We start from the raw sequence: 18,137 nt of genomic DNA on the forward strand, positions 1-18,137 counted from the left end.
CGGCGAAGCGACCGAAGCGATCGTGAAATGCCGGGGGCTGCTGGCGCTCAGTGATGCGGTGCGTTTCGCGCGATCTCATCCCGGTTCTCTATTGATTGCTCGCGGGTAGGCCGCGCGCCCTGGACTCGTCTGCGTTCCAGGGGCTGGCACCGTCCTGCTGCGCTTGTGTCAACGCCAGCAGTCGCGAGGAGGCGCGCAGGTACTTCTTCCGGTAGCCGCCTTGCAGCATCTCTTCGTCGAAGACGGTGTTGAGCGGGGCGCCGGTGGCAATAACCGGGATCTGCGCGTCATAGGCGCGGTCGACGAATGCCGCGAACCGCAGTGCTGCCGTCTGATCATGGAGGACGCGTACGCCCGTCAGGCCGACAACGTGAACGCCGTCGAGGACCTTCGCATACCGGGACGGATGCAGGGAAGCCAAGTGGTCGATCAGAGCCTCGAAGCGGTCACTGCTCACGGCGATGCCCTGCGCTGAGAGATCCGCGATGCGCGACTCATACTCTGCAGCGTCCACAGTCCGCGCCTGCCCTACAAGGTTCCGGCGACGGTAATCGACCCCGTCAACGCGTACGGTTTCGAAGTCGGCGGCCATCGATTGAATCTCGCGAAGAAAATCGCCGGCTGCGAAGCGCCCTTCGCCGAGCGCGTTTGCCGGGGTGTTGGACGTTGCCACGATTCTGCTACCTGAACCGACGAGCTCGGACAAGAGCCTCGTCATCATCATCGTGTCGCCCGGGTCGTCCAGTTCGAACTCGTCGATGCACAGCAGGCGGGCTCCACGAAGTGACTGGGCGGCGCCGGCGTAGCCCAGGGCGCCGATGAGAGCGGTGAACTGCAGGAACGAGCCGTAATGCTTCCGCCCCGGGGCTGCGTGCCAGGTTGCCGCGAGGAGGTGGGTCTTGCCGACGCCAAAGCCGCCGTCCAGGTAGATCCCCGGCTTCTGCGGGCGCCTGGCTGGGTGGTGGGTGCGGTGGAAGACCCCGGAGCGGGGTTCAGCACCCCACGCCCCGGTGAAGGCACGCAGCCGCGCGAGGGCTGCATCCTGCGAGGGATAGTCAGGGTTCGGGACGTAGTTGTCGAAACCTGCGCTGTCGAACTGTCGCGGAGGTACGAGGGCAGCGATGATCTCTGCGCCGGTGACTGTCGGAGATCTGTCTGTGAGGTGAATCGCCTCGGTCATGCTCACGCGACTCTCTCGGTGTCGCGTTCGGCCTCGACGATCGCATCCGCGGCGCGAACCAGCGCAAGATGGGACAGGGCCTGCGGGGTGTTGCCAGCCTGCCGACCGGTCGCGGTGTCGTATTCTTCCGAGAGCAATCCGACATCGTTCGCCAGGTCAACAAGGCGCTCCATGAGTTCGTGGGCGTTCTCGAGCTCACCGCTGCGCGCATACTGCTCGACGAGCCAGAACGAGCAGGCGAGGAACGGCTCCTCTCCCGGAGGCAGCCCGTCGATGCCGGCCTCGGTCTGGTAGCGCAGCACGAGGCCGTCCTTCAGGAGCTCCCGTTCAATAGCGCGAACGGTCGTGAGCATCCGCGGATCGTCTGCCTCGCAGAATCCGACCTGCGGCATCTGCAGCACGGAGGCGTCGAGCGTCGTTCCACCGAAATATTGGGTATAGCTTCCGCGGCCCGCGTCGAATCCTTGGGTCTCGATCTGGGTCCGGATCTCGTCCCTGATGCGGGACCACTTTGCCACCGGACCGTCCAGCCCGTGTTCGGTCACCGCGCGCACGCCTCGGTCGAATGCTGCCCACGCCATCACGCGGGAGTGGGTGAAGTTGCGTTCGGTGCCGCGAATCTCCCAGATGCCGTTGTCGGGGCGCTGCCAGTGTTCGCCGAGAAAGTCCAACAGGGCCCGTTGGAGGGACCAGGAAAAGGGGGTCTCCACGAGCCCGGCCTCTCGGGCGCGATGCAGCGCGATCATGACCTCCCCGAGGACGTCGGCCTGATACTGCGTGAAGGCGGCATTGCCGACGTGGACGGGAGCGGCGCCTTCGTAGCCCGGCAGGCTGCCCAGGCTGATCTCGGGCAGGAACCGCTCGCCGGACAGCCCATACATGATTTGCACCTGCCTGGGGTCTCCCGCGATCGCGCGTAGGAGCCAGTCCCGCCAGTTCTGGGCTTCGGAGGTGTAACCGTGATTGAGGAACACTTCAAGCGTGAGCGACGCGTCGCGCAGCCACACGTAGCGGTAGTCCCAGTTGCGCCGACCGCCGAAGTATTCCGGCAACGAGGTCGTCGCGGCCGCAACGATACCTCCGGTGTCCTCGTGGGTCAGCGCACGCAGAACGATCAGCGAACGCATGACGGCGTCTCGATAAGGGCCTTCCGCGTTACAGGTGTCGGCCCAGTTCTGCCACCAGGTCCGCGTCTCCTGAAGCTGGAAGTCCCCGTCCAGCGGCGCGGGAACCGCACGGTGGGACGGATACCAGGTGAACTCGATATCGACCACATCCCCGGCGTTCACGGTGAAGCTTCCCCGGTGCGAAGTGCCGTCGGCAGTCAATTCGGGCCCGCGATAGACCGTGGCGTCCGGGCCGGCAACGGCCAGCAGGCAGAACTGCTCATCGTCGACCTGGTGCACCCACGGCAGCGCCGTGGCGTAGGCGAACCGGATTCGCAGATCCTGGTCCATCTCCACGGTCCCACGGATGCCCCGAACGCGCCGCAGAATGTCTGCCCGGCGGTTGTGGTGCGGCATGAGGTCTTGCACGAGGACCGTTCCGGTGGGCGTTGCCCACCGGGTGACGAGGATCATGGTGTCCCCGTCGTAGTAACGGGCGGGGAGCGCGGCCGAATCCTTCGGCCGCAGCAGCCAGCGGCCGTGGTCTGGTTCGCCAAGCAGCGCCCCGAAAGTGGAGGGCGAGTCGTAGCGCGGCAGGCATAGCCAGTCGATGCTTCCATCCTTGCCCACGAGAGCTGCCGTGTGGCAGTCGCTGATCAGTGCATAGTCCTCGATATTGAGCGGCACATCCGTCCTTTCGTCACCTGAGCACACGCGCACCGTGGCGGGGCGATCGGTCGCCTCGACACGGGACCCTGCGATAGCCAGCTATGGCTGAGAGGAGACCCACGCGGGACAGCTGCCGGCGCCGTGCTCCGCTCAACTACTCCTCCGATCTGCAGGGAGTAGGAGCCGTTAGCACCAGGCGGTTCGAACGCCCGAAGACGTTCTGGCGGGATCCATCGCCACGACGGACTCTAACCCCGCACCCTGTCAATGACGGAATCGCCTGACGCGCGCGGCGGCAGCCGGCAGCCGGCCGCACCCCTGTCGCGACGTCGACCAGAGGGATAGCGTGGAGGGAGCAAGAACGGTGGAGGGGCTCACCACAACCGCGGCGAGGCCGCCAACGGTCCCTACCTTCGACCACGTCCAACGTGAGAAAGGTAGGGGACCTTCGTGGCTCCACATCATCTGAGCTTCCAGCTAAACCGTCGAGAGGCGCACCCCGTCTATGGCAGGGGTGAGGGTCGGTGAGCGATCCGGATCTCCTTTACCCCGCAGGAACCCGACCGCGCGATGAGGAGGCGGCGCCGACGCAGCCGGCGCACTTTGCCGACCTCAATCTTGACCAGGTGGTCACTGCCGTCACCGCGCAGAGAAGCGATGTTGACCTCACGCCGATCTACTGGTCGCCCCTATCCAGCCTGGATGCGCTGAGATACCGGCAAGAAGTGTTTGAGGATCTCGAACGGCAGGAGCTCGGCGACCTCGCGCGCACCATCGCCTCTCGACGGTTGAACTTTCACTTCCACTACCAGCGCAAAGAGCTGCGCGAGGACGACCGGGGCCTGATGCATCATTACCGAACCAGGTCGTTCCTGAACGCGGCAGACGAGTACTGCGTCGCCGTTCTCGACCTGTGCGGGCGCCTCGAGCGAGCACGTCCGCGTTCCCGCGCGCTAGCCGAACTCAGCGGGTATCTGCGCTCCTACGTTGCCGCGGAGCCTTTTCGCGCACTTCACGCAGACACCACGCAGCTGCAGACCGCCCTAGCTGAGATCCACTACGCCGTTCTGCTGCGCGGAAACCGGCTCACCGTGGCTCGCTACGATGGCGAAGCTGACTACGGCAAGCGGGTCGCCTCCAGCTTCGCACGCTTCCAGGTCGGCGGCTCCTCGCGTGCGCCTGACTCCGACAGCAGCGACTGGGAGGACTACGCCAGCACGGGGATTCTGGACCTCATCGCGCAGCTCTACCCGGAAGTCTTTGCACGCCTCGACGAATTCTGCAGTAAACACCAGGACTATCTCGACCCGGTAGTCGCTCGCTACGACCGGGACATCCAGTTCTACCTTGCTTATCTGGACTACATCGCGCCGATTCGCGCGGGCGGTCTCAGCTTCAGCTATCCGCGATTGTCGGACTCCGACAAGACCGAGCAGGCGCTCGACACCTTCGACCTCGCCCTTGCGCACAGCCTGCTGCCGCGCCCAGAGCGACGCCATGGGCTCGGCGTGCGGGCATCTCGGGAGCCCACGCCGCGCCGAAGCGAACCCGAACTGAACCGTCCCCGAGGCGTTGAACGGGTCGTCGTCAATGACCTCAGCTTCGACGGGCCGGAACGAATACTCGTCGTCTCGGGGCCGAACAACGGTGGCAAGACGACGCTGGCTCGCACGCTGGGTCAGCTGCATTACCTCGCCCGACTCGGCTGCCCGGTTCCTGGTCGAGAAACCGCGCTCTTCGTGTGCGACCAGATTTTCACCCACTTCGAACGCGCCGAAGACAGCACCACCATGACGGGTCGGCTGCAGACCGAGCTGAACGAACTCCACGCCGACCTGGCAGCAGCAACCGGGGCGAGCTTGATCATCCTCAACGAGATCTTCAACTCGACGACATCCGCCGATGCGCTATTTCTCAGCAGGGAGATCCTCGCCCGCATCTCGGACCTGGATGCGCTGTGCATCTGCGTCACCTTCCTCGATGAGCTGGCAAGCATCAACCACAAGACCGTCAGCATGGTCAGCCTGGTCGACGCCGCTGACCCGGCCATCCGGACACACAAGGTGATCCGGAAGCCGGCTGATGGGAAGGCTTACGCGCATGCCATTGCCGATAAATACGGCCTCGGGTACGAGAGACTCCTCGCGGAGCTGACGTCGTGAGAGTTCTGCTGATGTTCAACGACCGTGACTTCGACCCCGAGCATGCCGAGCAGCCGGGCGAAGCGGACTTGATCCAAGACCTCGACCTGGACACGCTGTGGGAGGCCGCCGCCGCAGACGACTGGATCGTCCGCGCCTCGGTCCGAACCGCCACCCTCGACCGGCTCACGGAGCCCGCGCAGATCGACTACCGCGCAGACGCGTTCAGCGATTGCCTTGCTCATCCGGATGTCGTCCGCGAGATGTACCGCCTCGCACGCGAAGCCGTCGACCGGGAGGCGGAGATCTACCGGGCCACCTTCCTGCGCAGCAGCGACGCACTGGTGCGGCGTTCGGTCAGCGCGCTCCAGATCTTCCTCGACGTCCTGCAGCGTCTGCACGCCCTGGCCGAGGAGCACGCCCACGGGTTCACCTCACCCGCATTCACGCGCCTCTTCGCAGATCTGACCACCGAACTGGATCCCCCCTACTTAGCGGAGATCAGCGAGCACCTCCGAACGCTCCGCTTCGGTAACGGCATCCTCGCCAGCGCACATCTGGGGCGCCACAACCAAGGGACGGACTATGTCTTGCGACAGCCGCTCACGGAGCGCCAGAGCCGCTTTCTGCCACACCACCCGCCGCTGAAGCGCCCCTACTACAGCCGCACCATCTCGCGTGAAGAATTCCACGGACTTCACGCCCTCGGTGGCCTGCGCGACCGTGTTCTCAGACTGGCCGCGACCGCCGTCTCCCAAGCCGCCGAGCACATCCAGCGATTCTTCAGCGCACTTCGCGCTGAACTCGCGTTTTACATCGGCTGCCTCAACGTGCACGAGAACCTCAGGGCAAAAGGCCTGCGCATCTGCCGCCCCGCACCACAACCGGTCGGCGTCCGCGCGCTGACCGCCGCTGATCTCTACGACCCGTGTCTGGCGCAGCGTGCACCACAGCCGGTGCAAGGCAACGACCTCGCCGCCGACGGCAAACGCCTCATCATGGTCACCGGAGCAAACCAAGGCGGAAAGTCCACATTCCTTCGCAGCCTGGGACTCGCGCACATCATGATGCAGGCCGGAATGCCCGTCGCCGCAGCATCCTTCGCGGCGTCAGCCGTGACCGGTATCTTCGCTCACTACGCGCGAGAAGAAGACCCCACCATGACGGCCGGGAAGTTCGATGAAGAACTCGCCCGCATGAGCCGGATCGCTCACCGCATCAGGCCCGGTGCGCTCCTTCTCAGCAACGAATCGTTCGCCACCACCAACGAAGTCGAAGCATCTGAAATCGCCACCGACATCCTCCGAGCTCTCGGCGAGGCGGGCGTCACCGTCGCCTTCGTTACCCATATCTACGAACTCGCTCATCGGTACGAACGCAGCTCAACCACGCTGTTCCTGCGTGCCGAACGTGACGCGAGCGGAAGGCGCGACTTCCGATTGCGAGAAGCGCCACCCGAGCTGACCAGCTACGCACAGGACCTCTACCGCACCACCTTCAACGCCACATCGGAGACCAGCTGACCGAGAGCGCACCTTTGGAGCGCAAACGACTGCGGTCATCGTGCACCGACCAAAGTCCGCTTGCACAAGCCAACGCGTCACCGCAAGCCCCATCGCGTGCCTATTGCCGCAGGCGTGGGAGGGGTAGCGTGGATGCAGCAAGAACGGTGGAGGGGCTCACCACAACCGCGGTATACCCGCCAACGGTCCCTACTTCGAACACGTCGGACGTGAAAGAGGTAGGGGACAGCGGTGGCTTCCGAACAGCTCACTCTGCAGCTCGGCCGGGTACGCGTCGTCAAAGACGGCAGGGTCGTCCTTGACGACATCACGCTCGGGTTCTTCGCCGGCGCGAAGATCGGCGTCGTCGGCCCGAACGGGGCCGGGAAATCGACGCTCCTGGCAGTGATCGCCGGAACCGAGCAGCCCGAGTCCGGCGATGTGGTCGCGACGGAGGGCGCCCGGATCGGGCTGCTCGCCCAGGAACCGGTGCTCAATGAGGACAGCACCGTGCTGGAGAACGTCGAGGAAGCCGTCGAAGACACGCTCGCCGTGCTGCTGCGCTTCAAGCAGACCACCGACGCGCTCGCGGTCGACTACAGCGATGAGCGCATGCGCGAGCTCGGCGAACTTCAGGACGAACTCGACCGGCTCGACGCCTGGGACCTCGACGTGCAGCTGCAGCAAGCGATGCACGCCCTGCGATGCCCGCCCGGTGACGCGCTCGTCCGCGATCTCTCCGGAGGGGAGCGGCGCCGGGTGGCGCTGTGCCGGCTGCTGCTGCAGCAACCCGAGGTGCTGCTGTTGGACGAGCCCACCAACCACCTCGACGCCGACAGCGTCGCCTGGCTCGAGCAGCACCTGCAGGGATACCCCGGAACGGTGATCGCGGTCACCCACGACCGGTATTTCCTCAACAACGTCGCAGAGTGGATTCTTGAGATCGATCGCGGCCGTGCCTACGTCTACCAGGGCAACTACGCCACCTACTTGGAGACCAAAGGGGCACGGATGGCGGTGGAGGGCAAGAAAGACGTCAAGCGTCAACGGCGACTCCAGGACGAGCTGGACTGGGTGCGCTCCTCCGCCCAAGGACGGCACCGCAAATCCGCCTCCCGCCTGGCCCGCTACGAGCAGATGGCCGCCGAGGCCGAGAGCACCAGGAAGCTGGACTTCGAGGAGATCCAGATCCCGCCCGGCCCGCGGCTCGGCAGCAAGGTCATCGACGTGACGCATCTGTGCAAGGGCTTCGACGGCCGGCTCCTGTTCGACGATCTCTCGTTCTCTCTGCCGCAGAACGGCATCGTCGGCGTTCTCGGCCCCAACGGCGTCGGTAAGACCACCCTGTTCGAGATGCTCACGGGGCACCAGCACCCCGACGCCGGCGCGATCAGCGTGGGCGAGACCGTCCGGATGTCCTACGTCGACCAGAACAGGGCAGGCATCAACGGCGAGCAGACCGCCTGGGAAGCCGTCTCCGACGGCGACGACATCCTCACCGTGGGGCGAGTCGAGATCCCCTCCCGCGCATACCTCGCTGCGTTCGGCTTCAAAGGAGCCATACAGCAGAAGCCCGTGCGATTGTTCTCCGGCGGTGAACGGAACCGACTGAACCTGGCCCTCACCCTCAAGCAGGGCGGGAACGTGCTCCTCCTCGACGAGCCAAGCAACGACCTCGACACCGAGACCCTCGCAAGCCTCGAACACGCCCTCGACATCTTCCCCGGCTGCGCCGTCATCACCTCACACGACCGCTGGTTCCTCGATCGGATCGCCACGCACATCCTCGCCTGGGAGGGCACTGCCGAAGCTCCGGCGTCGTGGCGCTGGTTCGAAGGGAACTACGCCGACTACGAAGCCGACCGGCTGCGCCGGCTCGGCGCCGGCGCGACCCAGTCGCGAGTGCCGTACCGCAAGCTCGTGAGGAGCTGAGGTGGACGAGGAAGAACGCCAGCTGCTCCGGCGCGCGCAATGCGTCATCGTGCGCGCCAAGCTGCTGATGCTGGAAGAACTCGCCCTGCAGAAACAGCGCCACCAGCGCGGGCTCGCCGTCGCTCCGCTCTGGCCGCCGGCAGAATCCGTGCTCGTCGCGAGCTTCGACGGGGTCCCGATCGGCCGGATCTACCGCGTCAGCGGCACCGTCGCGGGCAGAACCCAGTGGAGCGCCGTCCCGCTCCTGCCTGCCAAAACCGACGGGCTATGCCACCCCACACCCATGAGCGCGGCACGGCGCCTCCTGGATCATCATCGCCGCATCACCCGATGCCGCGCACTCGTCGTCAATGCCAGCACTGGAGGAACCGCCTCGTGAGCACCCAAAACCTGTACCTGGCCCGACACGGGCAGACCGCCCTGAACGCCGAAGGCCGGCTGCGCGGCCTCGCGAACCCGCCGCTGGACCATGTGGGCGTCGCCGAGGCCGAACGGCTCGCCTGGGCGCTTGCCGACAAGGGCGCCGGCATTGTCCTATGCAGTCCCTTGGACCGCGCGCGCCGCACCGGCGAGATTATCTCCCAGGCTGCCGGAATCCCCCTGCAGATCGACGAACGGTTCAACGACCGCGATTACGGGCCCCAGACGGGACAGATCAAGGCCGACGTCGAGACTCAATACGGCTCCGTGGACGAAGCGCCCGGCGTCGAGCCCGTGCACGACATCATCGAGCGAGCGCTCCCGGCGCTCGACTCGGTACTTGACGAGGACACCACCCGGGATGTCATCATCGTCACCCACGATGCGCTCATCCGACCCCTCATCCTCTGTATCGACGGACGTATAAGAGCGACAGCCCCCACGGCCAGCTGGAATCACCTGCGCCGCGAAAGCGGGCACTGGTCCGTCGTCGCCATCGACCAAAAGCCCGCTGCCGACTAGCCATGCACGCATGGCGGTGGGACCCGCCATACCCAACCGCGACAGCCGCCAATGGTCCCTGCCGATTCACGAAAGGACACACCCATGGGACTGCGGCATGTCGTCGCCAACCAAAACAACCGGGGACCGCTCGGAGGACGCCCGCCCCAGCAACTCACCGCTGCCGAAATCGAGGTCGTCACCTGCCTGATCGCTGCAGATCGCGCGTTGGCCACGCGGCACCGCCTGATTGACGACCTAGGCGACCTGTGCGAACGACATGGCTGGGCGCGCATCATCGTCGAGCTCGAACTCATGGTGTACGGGCAGGACGGAGCACTCTCGCACCTACCGCTGGAGGCAGGCATGACCAGCGCCGCCGTGATCGAGCGCCTCGGCAGCAAGCTCGCCTTCAGCTCCAAGCGTCGCGCGCGCCGCGTTCTACTGCCTGGTCGTCCGTGCCCGGTTTGCAGCGAACTGCGCAGCAACATCATCCTTTGCGTCTTAGCTCCGCACTGCTATGAACGCGCTCGCATCGCCAACGAATTCACCTTGACCCGCTGGTGGCTCGACCAGACGGAACGCAACTGGCGCGCTCATGTCTGTCCGATCTGCGCCAAAGAGGACGCTGCAGGACACGAACAGTACCTGTGTCGGCGCCACCTCGCTGCGCGACTGCGCCAGGCTGATTGCGAGAGGCGGAGTATCGTCGGCTACCTCGAAGGGATGCGCGAAGAACTCGTCGAGCTGACACGGACATACCTCCTGTGCCGAACAGTTGCCGATCCCGACGCTGCCGCCTCCACCTCGTTCGCGGCTCTGGGCTGGCTGCACGGCTGGGACTTCCCACTCGCGCTGGCAGGGACCACGGGCGCCCGCAGCCTGCAGGAGACCCTGTGACCGGGGTCTTGAACCAGTTTTCGGGGCCATGTCGCTCGAGCCAGGAGGGCGATCAGGACGCCTTCGCAAGCTCCTTCTCCGGGGGTCAGGCCTCACGTACGCTCTGCCGAATGAGCGATGAGTCACAAGCTGAGCTCACTGTGCTGCGGGAGGGCCATCGTGAAAACGTTCATTGAGGCGCTCTGTTGGTTCGTCGTCGGCGTGATCCTGTGGATGACGACGGTGACGACAGTCACTCGCACCGAACTGGTGATCGCAGGGCTAACCTCCGCGGCCTGCGCGCTGCTTGCCGTCGCGGCGCGGCGGGTTGCCGGGCTGCGGCTGCGCCCGAGCTGGGCGTGGTTGCGCTGGCTGGCACTCGTGCCTGTTCAGGCGGGTCTCGACACGGGGCGGCTCGCAGTGTGGCTGTTGCATGGCGCTCATGAGACGGCAGATGGCGAATCTGTGACTCGTCGGAAGACCTCATCGGGCAGGTCTCCGACGTCGGTGGCGACGCGGGCCGCGGCCATCGGCGTCGTCTCAGCCGCGCCGGGCTCGCTGGTCCTGGACGCCGATGAGGACGGGCACTTCCTGCTCCATCGCCTGGTCAGCGGATGGCCGAGTCTGGACGAGAAGGTGAGCCGATGACTGCGATGTGGGACCTTGCGGCAGGAGTGCTGATCTTGTCCGGAGTCCTCCCGGGCCTGTATCTCGCCGCGCGCGGCACTGCCGCCGCGCGTCTCGTGGGATTGCAGCTGGCTAGTGTGACGACGGCGTTAGTCCTATCCGCACTTGCCATCGCCGAGAAGCAGACCTCATATCTGATCGTGCCTCTGGCTTTGTCGATCCTGCTCGTCACTGGCACGCTCGTCTTCACGCGACTACTTCGACAGCGCGGTCAACGACTTCAGGACGCGCGCGACGGCGTGGGGCACGAACGGTGACATCAGTCATCGCCACGGTGCTACTCGCGGCCGCGCTGGCTGTGGTCGTATTCAGCGCAGCCGGCGCAGTTGCCGCGCGAGATCCAATCGCTCGTTTGCATTTCCTCGCTCCGGTGACCACTCTCGCAGTCCCGCTGTTCTGCGCTTCCGCGGCTCTCACGCTCGGCTTGACCCTCGGCACGGCAACCATCGTCCTGACTGGCGTCGTCCTCGCCTTCGGCGGCCCTGTGCTTACCGCGGCGGTTGCCCGCTCTCTGGCTGCCGAGGCCAGCCTGCGTGTGGGGAGGTCACCCGAATGACTGTACTGATCGCCATCACGCTCACCTCAGTGCTCGTGGGTGCGGGCGTTGTCGTGTTCACGAGAGACCCGGCGCGCCAGGCGGTCGTGCTCGGCGTGTACGGGCTGCTTCTGACGGTGTTTTTTATGGTGTTGCAGGCTCCCGACGTCGCTCTCAGCCAGCTCGCCGTCGGCACTGCCGTGACACCGCTCATGGTGCTCCTCACCGTGAGAAAGGTCACACAGTCGAAGGCGCAGAAAGAGAAGGACCGGTGAGCAGCCGCGCCCGCGCCGTGGTGCTCGTCATCGGCGTCTGCGCCCTGGGATCACTGTTCCTGCTCGAGTGGTTGCGGCTGCCCCGTTTCGGCGACTCGTGGCACCCGTACCGTGATCTCGCGGTCGCCGCCGGCTTCGCACACTCGACCGCCAACATCGTCTCGTCGATCAACTTCGACCAGCGGGGCTTCGACACCTTCGGCGAGGAGAGCATCCTCGTAGCCGCCGTCGCGGGAGTGGCCGTGTTGCTCCGCGCCGTTCGCGAAGAGGAGCGCGTGAAGCCCGATAGCCGTGGCCGAGTGCTCGACTCGACCCGTCTCCTTGTCTACCTGTTCCTGCCCGTGACGCTCATTATTGGCGTCGACGTCGTGGCGCACGGCGCCATAACACCGGGCGGCGGCTTCCAGGGCGGCATCATGATCGCCACCAGCGTGCACCTCCTCTACGTCGGAGGCAGGTACACCGCGCTAGAGCGCTTGCGACCGCTCGGTCTCTTCCCCCCGATGGAAAGCGCGGGCCTGCTCGCCTACGCCGCAGTCGGCATTGCGGGACTCGCAATCGGAAGCTCGTTCCTGGAGAACGTCGTGCCGCAGGGGACCGTCGCCGATCTTGTCTCCTCCGGCACTGTCCCGCTCCTCAGCGCCGCGGTCGGCCTTGCGGTAGCGGGCGGCATCGTGACGCTTCTTGCGCACTTCCTCGATCAGGTTCAAGTGATCCGGGAGACAGGGCGATCTCCCGGGCGCGCCGATAAGGGAAGCGCGTCGTGAGCGACTACGCCTATTTCGTCGCCGGGGCAGTGTTCCTGCTCGGCGCAATCGGTGCCGCCCGCAGCCAGGATCTCATCCACGCCGTGGTGTGCCTCTCCGTCGCACAATCCGGCACCTATGTGTTTCTCATCTCCGTCGGCTTCCAGTACGGCGCGCTTGCTCCGATCTTCGGCTCTGGGCTTGGACGCCGCATCCCGGTGGTCGACCCCGTTGTGCAGGCTCTGACGCTCACCGATGTCGTGGTCTCCGCCGCGGTAACTTCAATGCTTCTTGCGCTCGTCGTGCAGATCGCCAAGCGCCGCCGTACCACCGCACCGGACGAGCTCTCTGGCCTCGAGGGCTGATGCGGTGACGGGAGTTCATCTGGCGTCCTTGCTGCCTCTGCTCGTAGTCCTGCCCGTTGTCGGCGCGTGTGTGCTTCTCGGGGTCGGCCGATGGCTGCCAGGTCGTGTGATTGAGCTCCTCTCGCTCGTCGTGGCAGTCTTTTCGCTCCTGATGGACGTCATGGTGCTCGTCAACAGTGGCCATAGCCGGCTCGTCGACTGGGTAGGCGCTTGGGCCCCCCACCGCGGGGCAGGCGTCGGTATTTCTCTCGTCGCAGACCAGGTCGCAGCGGGACTGGCGGTGCTGGCGGCGGCGCTGACCGTGGCGGCCGTCGTCTACTCCTGGCGCTATTTCTCCGATTCGCGCCCGCAGTTCCACGGTCTGTTGATGTTCTTCCTGGCGGGCATGACCGGCTTTGTGATCGCCGGCGACATCTTCACGATGTTCGTCTTCTTCGAGCTCATGAGCGTCGCCGCCTACGCCCTGTCGGGTATGAAGATCGAAGATCCCTCTGCGGTGCAGGGCTCGATCAATTTTGCCATCGTCAACTCGCTCGCCGCCTACGTGACCCTGCTTGGGATTGGCGCTATCTACGCTCGCACAGGGCAACTGAACCTTGCCGAACTGTCGGGGTCCCTCGCGCACCTGCACGGCATCTTCGTCGTCATCGCATTCGTTCTGGTGTGCACCGGCTTCTTCGTGAAATCCGCCGTCGTGCCCTTCCACTTCTGGCTCGACGACGCGCACGCCGTCGCCCCGACACCGATTTGCGTCCTCTTTTCCGGCGTCATGGTCGAGCTCGGTCTGTATGGCGTCGCTCGGCTGTACTGGGTCGTGTTCTCAACCCCTATCGGCGCTGCGGAGATCCAGCCCTTCTTTCTCACCATTGGCGTTGCCACCGCCGCCATAGGCTCCGTCATGTGTCTCCTGCAGCGTCACCTGAAACGTCTGCTCGCATTTTCGACGATCGCGCACGTTGGCACCTTCTTCGTCGTCCTTGCTGTCGGCGGTCAGGCCGCGGGCGGCGCACTAGTCATCTACGTCCTCGGCCATGCCGCAGCCAAAGGATCGCTCTTCCTACTCACAGGTATTATGCTCAACCGCTTCGGCACCGTCGACGAGTTCTCGCTGCACGGACGGGGTCGGGAGGTCCCGCTCCTCGGCACGCTGTTCGGTATCGCAGCTTTCGCACTCGCGGGGCTTCCGCCGTTCGCAACGGCTGTCGGCAAATCGATTGCAGAGACGGCGGCAAATAATGCGGGGCTCGACTGGGTGCCGGCCGTGCTCGTCGCCAGTTCGGCGGCGACCGGAGGCGCGGTGCTTCGCGCCGCGGCCCGGATCTTCGTCGGAGTAGGCGGCGTGCCGGAGGGGGTCGAGGCCGAAGGACCGAACGGCGACTCGGAGCTGACCGAAGTGCCCATCTCTCAGCGAGGAACACCGGCTAGCATGATCGGCCCGAGCGCTGCGCTTGCGGGCTCTGCCCTTGCGCTCGGCATGGTGCCAGGTCTTGTTCCTAGCGCAACTCGAGCCGCGCACCGGTTCATGGATTACAAGGGCTATTCGGCTGCGGTGCTTTATGGACGCGTCGGCTACGTGGACGGCGCAGTGCCGCACCTCGAGTTGTGGTCAGCGAGTGGTGTTGCTCTTGCGGGGATCTCGGTCGCCGCCGCCTTGGTCGTCGCGTTCCTTGGAGTCGACACACAAGCAACGCAGACAGCCGCTGTGAGAAGAGCGATGCGGGCAGCTTCGGCTCTAGCCAGCGCGCCACTTGAGTTCCTACGGCGCTTACATTCCGGTCATGTGGGCGATTACATCGTTTGGCTCATCTTTGGCGTCGGGATCATGGGTTTCGGGCTGCTCGGCCTATCAGCCGGTCGCTGATCGAGCACACCGTGCGGTTCTAGTCGATCGACACTTCGCGGCGACGCCGCCGTGGACGCGCAGTGGACGAAGAGGGAAGGGTGCGCGTAGGCGGTCATCCCATACGGCATGGGGCGGGCGCTCTGATCCGGTTCAGCAGATCCACCACTCGCCCGTCACCGTCATCGAATCCTGAGGCGAGTACGGACGGCTCGCGTGTCAAGGGCCTGTCGTGTCGGCCTGTGGCGAAGGGGTTCGTGCTTGAATCTTGCTGAACTCGATGTTCGAGCTCGCGGCGGTGGGGCCCGCCGCCCACGGAAACCGCAGGATACGCCTGCCAACGGTCCCTACCTAGGTTCAATACGCCCAGGTAGGAGAAACGTGAATCCCTTTGAGATTACGGCCCTCGTAATCTTTCAGCTTGTCTTCGGCGCGGAGATAGGCGTTGCGATACGGCTGGCGCTCAGGCATCTGATTGCTGAAGAGCCACAGCGGATCCATCTGCTACTAGAGCTGATCGTCGCTGCCCTTCTGGGCGCGCTGGCCGCGGTTCCCCTGCTACGCGATCCGGCATCCTTCCTCTTCGTTGGCTACGGGGTAACGGCCGCCCTCATCGGGTATGCGGTGGTCTGCGGGGTCCTCGCAAGAAAGCGCAGCGCCCAGCGCCCCAGACGAGCCGCGTTGAGTTTCGCACACGCGATTGCGTCGGCGGCGGCGTCGACCGTCGGCACGCTGGTTGTGCTCGCAGTGATCCTCGTGCACTAACCACCGGTAGGGCGGTACCTTTGCCCCTACCCGAGAAGTCCGCACCCCGCTTGGGCGGCTTAGTTTCATTCCGCAGACAGAGCTCGTCAGGCTGCGTATCTCGTGCGAAGTTCGGGCCGCCTCTCGGCCGTTCATCGGCCGCTGGGGCGCCCGCCTTTCCTGTTAGCGGCGCGCAGATGCGGCGTTGACAGCGGGTGCGGGATTAGGGTGAACATGGCGATGGATCCCACCGGGGCGCACTTGACGCCCAAACCGCTCACGCTGATGGTTCCTACTTTCTGATGAAGGAGTAGGCGAGGGCGGTGTCCGTGCAGTGGTCGATCACGCGGATTCCGTCCATCGGCTTTGCCTTCACATCTGCGGTCGCGCCGCGAAGCTCTCGCGTCGTCCGCATCCCGGGGCGTTATGTCGATCCCGGAATGATTGAACGGAAGGCAATTCATGGCAACAGTCACCTTCGATGAGGCCACGCGCCTCTATCCCGGCGCGACGACTCCTGCGGTCGATCGCCTGTACATCGACGTCGCGGACGGCGAATTCCTGGTACTCGTCGGCCCTTCGGGCTGCGGCAAGACGACCTCCTTGCGCATGCTGGCCGGCCTCGAAGAGGTGACCAGCGGCGACATCTACATCGGCGAGCGCAATGTCACCGACGTGCCGCCGAAGGATCGAGACATCGCGATGGTGTTCCAGAACTATGCGCTGTACCCGCACATGACCGTCGCGGAGAACATGGGGTTCGCGTTGCGTATCGCGGGAGTCGGCAAGGAGGAGCGTGCCCAGCGTGTTCGGGAGGCCGCGAAGCTCCTGGATCTCGAACCGTACCTCGACCGCAAGCCGAAGGCTCTCTCGGGTGGTCAGCGCCAGCGCGTCGCCATGGGCCGCGCGATCGTCCGCAGCCCCCAGGTCTTCCTCATGGACGAGCCGCTGTCGAACCTCGACGCCAAGCTCCGCGTTCAGACCCGCACCCAGATCGCCTCGCTGACCCGCCGCCTCGGTGTCACCACGGTCTACGTCACCCACGACCAGACCGAGGCCCTGACCATGGGCGACCGCATCGCGGTCCTCAAGGACGGCGTCCTCCAGCAGGTCGGCACGCCGCGCGAGCTGTACGCAGACCCGAAGAACGTCTTCGTCGCCGGCTTCATCGGCTCGCCGGCCATGAACCTGTTCACTGCAGATGTCACCGAGGGCGGTGTGAAGTTCGGCACGTCTGTTGTCCCGGTAGCGCGAGACACGCTCGGCTCAGCCACACAGGTCACGATCGGTGTGCGCCCCGAAGACGTCGTGGTCTCGACCACGGACACGGTTGGTCTTGCGGTGAACGTGGACCTCGTCGAGGAGCTCGGCGCCGACGGCTACCTCTATGGGCATGCGGCCGGGCAATCAGCAGCCGAGATGAACGTCTTGACCGACATCGTCGTACGGGTGGACGGACGCCAGCATCCCAACGCTGGGGACACGGTCTACTTCACCCCCAAGGCGACGCATGTGCACATCTTCGACGCGGACACAGGGGAGCGGCTGGGCGGCGCGATCGCCGACTAGGTCCAGCTCTCGATTCTGGCGCCGTTCGGGATAGCTACGTCGCGAACGGCGCCAGAACGCAATTCTTGGAGCCCCTGCCTTACTCGTTGAAGTCGACGAGGAAGATGAAGATTCTCTGCCCTTCGCGCACCTCGTGGTTCATCTCCCGGATCGTGCCGAGCCTTCCATTCAGCGTCAACGCCTCCGCCAGGTCCGGGTTCGTGGCGAGGTTCGCCTCTGTGATGTCGAAGGAGTCGACATGGTTCTGATCGATGTCCGCGCTCAAGAGGCCGCGTTGTCTCTGCGGGCTACGCCAGCCGGCGTCGCCGGTTTCTCGGGGCGACCACTTCACGATTCGTTGCACAGTTCCTCTTTTCACATTGATCCGCTTACACACGCCTGAGACACGGCGCGTGCACTCGCGGCGCAAGCATTGGAAGGGACTCTCTTAGAAGCTCTTGCTGAGGGCAACCGCGACGAGCGCGCCGACAGTCGACGCTCCTGAGGCGCCGAAAAAATGTCCCAGACCAGAAAGCAGCGCGCGGGGATGGTGGCTCGGGGCAGCCCTGACGGCGAGAACTCCTGCTGTTGCCGCATAAGCGGTCAGGCCCGCCCCTAATGCACTGATCAGGCCTACGACGGCGAACACGTATATGGCCGTGAGCCCAACTGTGGCTCCGAGCACAGCGGCAAGAGCCAGCTCTGCTGACCAGAGAGCGACCACGCCAGGAGGCTTAGCGACGAGATCGCCGATCAGCAGCCGAAGACCGACGCCAACGCCGACCGCAAACAGAAGCAGTATCGAACTCACCAGAGTGGCAGCGCCGAAACTCATGATCCTCCTATCTCGGGTCGTCAATGACCCGAGATAGGGACCGTTGGCAGCCGCCGGCTGCAGTTCGTTTGCGGAGAGCCCCACCACCGCTGGCCCGCGATGCGGTCCTGATCAAATTGAAGCATGGAGGGGACTGTCTGATTTCCGGTGTTTCTGGGGTGGCCTGACTGGAAGGAACAGGCCGTGATGGACACGACCGAGATGATCGATCCTGTGACCGGGGAGATCATCG

At 65.1% G+C, this 18,137-nt stretch carries 19 protein-coding genes and 1 riboswitch; of the genes, 15 read left to right on the plus strand and 4 right to left on the minus strand.

The window, feature by feature from the left end; all coding sequences use genetic code 11:
• Nucleotides 1-88: 88 nt before the first annotated feature.
• Both zapE and ACFOYW_RS06035 read right to left on the minus strand, forming a co-directional pair.
• On the minus strand, nucleotides 89-1,180 hold the full coding sequence (zapE, locus tag ACFOYW_RS06030) for a cell division protein ZapE (RefSeq protein ID WP_390227876.1): 1,092 nt from the start codon (nucleotides 1,178-1,180) through the stop codon (nucleotides 89-91).
• Nucleotides 1,181-1,182: 2 nt separating this feature from the next.
• On the minus strand, nucleotides 1,183-2,973 hold the full coding sequence (locus ACFOYW_RS06035; protein ID WP_390227877.1) for a glycoside hydrolase family 15 protein: 1,791 nt from the start codon (nucleotides 2,971-2,973) through the stop codon (nucleotides 1,183-1,185).
• A gap of 506 nt (nucleotides 2,974-3,479) precedes the next feature.
• Between ACFOYW_RS06035 and ACFOYW_RS06040 the strand changes: the two genes are divergently transcribed.
• The 15 genes from ACFOYW_RS06040 (at nucleotide 3,480) to ACFOYW_RS06110 (ending at nucleotide 17,091) form a co-directional block, all read left to right on the plus strand.
• Nucleotides 3,480-5,117, plus strand: a complete 1,638-nt coding sequence (locus tag ACFOYW_RS06040) for a MutS-related protein (RefSeq protein WP_390227878.1) — start codon at nucleotides 3,480-3,482, stop codon at nucleotides 5,115-5,117.
• Between the two features lie 11 nt (nucleotides 5,118-5,128).
• Nucleotides 5,129-6,619, plus strand: coding sequence for a MutS-related protein (locus ACFOYW_RS06045; protein WP_390227879.1), 1,491 nt, complete (start codon nucleotides 5,129-5,131; stop codon nucleotides 6,617-6,619).
• A 252-nt stretch (nucleotides 6,620-6,871) separates the two neighbouring features.
• Nucleotides 6,872-8,530 (plus strand): energy-dependent translational throttle protein EttA, encoded by a 1,659-nt coding sequence (gene ettA, locus ACFOYW_RS06050; protein WP_390227904.1) that lies wholly within the window; start codon nucleotides 6,872-6,874, stop codon nucleotides 8,528-8,530.
• A 1-nt stretch (nucleotide 8,531) separates the two neighbouring features.
• On the plus strand, nucleotides 8,532-8,909 hold the full coding sequence (locus tag ACFOYW_RS06055) for a hypothetical protein (RefSeq protein ID WP_390227880.1): 378 nt from the start codon (nucleotides 8,532-8,534) through the stop codon (nucleotides 8,907-8,909).
• The gene (locus ACFOYW_RS06060; RefSeq protein ID WP_390227881.1) at nucleotides 8,906-9,472 is read left to right on the plus strand and encodes a histidine phosphatase family protein; all 567 of its coding nucleotides are present in this window, start codon (nucleotides 8,906-8,908) and stop codon (nucleotides 9,470-9,472) included. The genes ACFOYW_RS06055 and ACFOYW_RS06060 overlap by 4 nt, the downstream gene beginning before the upstream one ends.
• Nucleotides 9,473-9,556: 84 nt before the next feature.
• Nucleotides 9,557-10,351, plus strand: a complete 795-nt coding sequence (locus ACFOYW_RS06065; protein WP_390227882.1) for a hypothetical protein — start codon at nucleotides 9,557-9,559, stop codon at nucleotides 10,349-10,351.
• Nucleotides 10,352-10,510: 159 nt separating this feature from the next.
• Nucleotides 10,511-10,978, plus strand: coding sequence for a hypothetical protein (locus ACFOYW_RS06070; RefSeq protein ID WP_390227883.1), 468 nt, complete (start codon nucleotides 10,511-10,513; stop codon nucleotides 10,976-10,978).
• Nucleotides 10,975-11,274, plus strand: a complete 300-nt coding sequence (locus ACFOYW_RS06075; RefSeq protein WP_390227884.1) for a hypothetical protein — start codon at nucleotides 10,975-10,977, stop codon at nucleotides 11,272-11,274. Before ACFOYW_RS06070 ends, ACFOYW_RS06075 begins: the two co-directional genes overlap by 4 nt.
• Nucleotides 11,275-11,291: 17 nt before the next feature.
• Nucleotides 11,292-11,573, plus strand: a complete 282-nt coding sequence (locus ACFOYW_RS06080; RefSeq protein WP_390227905.1) for a monovalent cation/H(+) antiporter subunit G — start codon at nucleotides 11,292-11,294, stop codon at nucleotides 11,571-11,573.
• Complete coding sequence (locus ACFOYW_RS06085) at nucleotides 11,570-11,827, plus strand: Na(+)/H(+) antiporter subunit B (RefSeq protein ID WP_390227886.1); 258 nt, start codon at nucleotides 11,570-11,572, stop codon at nucleotides 11,825-11,827. The genes ACFOYW_RS06080 and ACFOYW_RS06085 overlap by 4 nt, the downstream gene beginning before the upstream one ends.
• A complete protein-coding gene (locus ACFOYW_RS06090; protein ID WP_390227887.1) occupies nucleotides 11,824-12,594 on the plus strand; it encodes an MnhB domain-containing protein in 771 nt (256 codons plus the stop codon). Before ACFOYW_RS06085 ends, ACFOYW_RS06090 begins: the two co-directional genes overlap by 4 nt.
• Nucleotides 12,591-12,938, plus strand: a complete 348-nt coding sequence (locus ACFOYW_RS06095; RefSeq protein WP_390227888.1) for a sodium:proton antiporter — start codon at nucleotides 12,591-12,593, stop codon at nucleotides 12,936-12,938. Before ACFOYW_RS06090 ends, ACFOYW_RS06095 begins: the two co-directional genes overlap by 4 nt.
• 106 nt (nucleotides 12,939-13,044) lie before the next feature.
• Nucleotides 13,045-14,799: a complex I subunit 5 family protein gene (locus tag ACFOYW_RS06100; protein WP_390227889.1), complete on the plus strand. Its 1,755-nt coding sequence runs from the start codon at nucleotides 13,045-13,047 to the stop codon at nucleotides 14,797-14,799.
• 360 nt (nucleotides 14,800-15,159) lie between these two features.
• A complete protein-coding gene (locus tag ACFOYW_RS06105; protein ID WP_390227890.1) occupies nucleotides 15,160-15,543 on the plus strand; it encodes a hypothetical protein in 384 nt (127 codons plus the stop codon).
• 206 nt (nucleotides 15,544-15,749) lie between these two features.
• Nucleotides 15,750-15,824: riboswitch (Fluoride riboswitch) on the plus strand.
• A gap of 160 nt (nucleotides 15,825-15,984) precedes the next feature.
• Nucleotides 15,985-17,091: an ABC transporter ATP-binding protein gene (locus tag ACFOYW_RS06110; protein ID WP_390227891.1), complete on the plus strand. Its 1,107-nt coding sequence runs from the start codon at nucleotides 15,985-15,987 to the stop codon at nucleotides 17,089-17,091.
• 79 nt (nucleotides 17,092-17,170) lie between these two features.
• On the opposite strand, the gene ACFOYW_RS06115 is transcribed toward ACFOYW_RS06110, so the two are convergent.
• Together ACFOYW_RS06115 and ACFOYW_RS06120 are read right to left on the minus strand one after the other, a co-directional pair.
• Nucleotides 17,171-17,356: a hypothetical protein gene (locus tag ACFOYW_RS06115; RefSeq protein ID WP_390227892.1), complete on the minus strand. Its 186-nt coding sequence runs from the start codon at nucleotides 17,354-17,356 to the stop codon at nucleotides 17,171-17,173.
• Nucleotides 17,357-17,518: 162 nt separating this feature from the next.
• The gene (locus ACFOYW_RS06120) at nucleotides 17,519-17,905 is read right to left on the minus strand and encodes a hypothetical protein (protein WP_390227893.1); all 387 of its coding nucleotides are present in this window, start codon (nucleotides 17,903-17,905) and stop codon (nucleotides 17,519-17,521) included.
• Nucleotides 17,906-18,137: the final 232 nt, after the last annotated feature.

The organism is Gryllotalpicola reticulitermitis, from assembly GCF_042651345.1.
Taxonomy (GTDB): domain Bacteria; phylum Actinomycetota; class Actinomycetes; order Actinomycetales; family Microbacteriaceae; genus Gryllotalpicola; species Gryllotalpicola reticulitermitis.

Excerpts from the sequence above, each read along its gene's own strand:
- ACFOYW_RS06065 (WP_390227882.1), top strand. The coding sequence starts at position 9,557 with ATGGGACTGCGGCATGTCGTCGCCAACCAAAACAACCGGGGACCGCTC.
- ACFOYW_RS06120 (WP_390227893.1), bottom strand. The coding sequence starts at position 17,905 with ATGAGTTTCGGCGCTGCCACTCTGGTGAGTTCGATACTGCTTCTGTTT.
- zapE (WP_390227876.1), bottom strand. The coding sequence starts at position 1,180 with ATGACCGAGGCGATTCACCTCACAGACAGATCTCCGACAGTCACCGGC.
- ACFOYW_RS06045 (WP_390227879.1), top strand. The coding sequence starts at position 5,129 with ATGTTCAACGACCGTGACTTCGACCCCGAGCATGCCGAGCAGCCGGGC.
- ACFOYW_RS06075 (WP_390227884.1), top strand. The coding sequence starts at position 10,975 with ATGACTGCGATGTGGGACCTTGCGGCAGGAGTGCTGATCTTGTCCGGA.
- ACFOYW_RS06110 (WP_390227891.1), top strand. The coding sequence starts at position 15,985 with ATGGCAACAGTCACCTTCGATGAGGCCACGCGCCTCTATCCCGGCGCG.
- ACFOYW_RS06085 (WP_390227886.1), top strand. The coding sequence starts at position 11,570 with ATGACTGTACTGATCGCCATCACGCTCACCTCAGTGCTCGTGGGTGCG.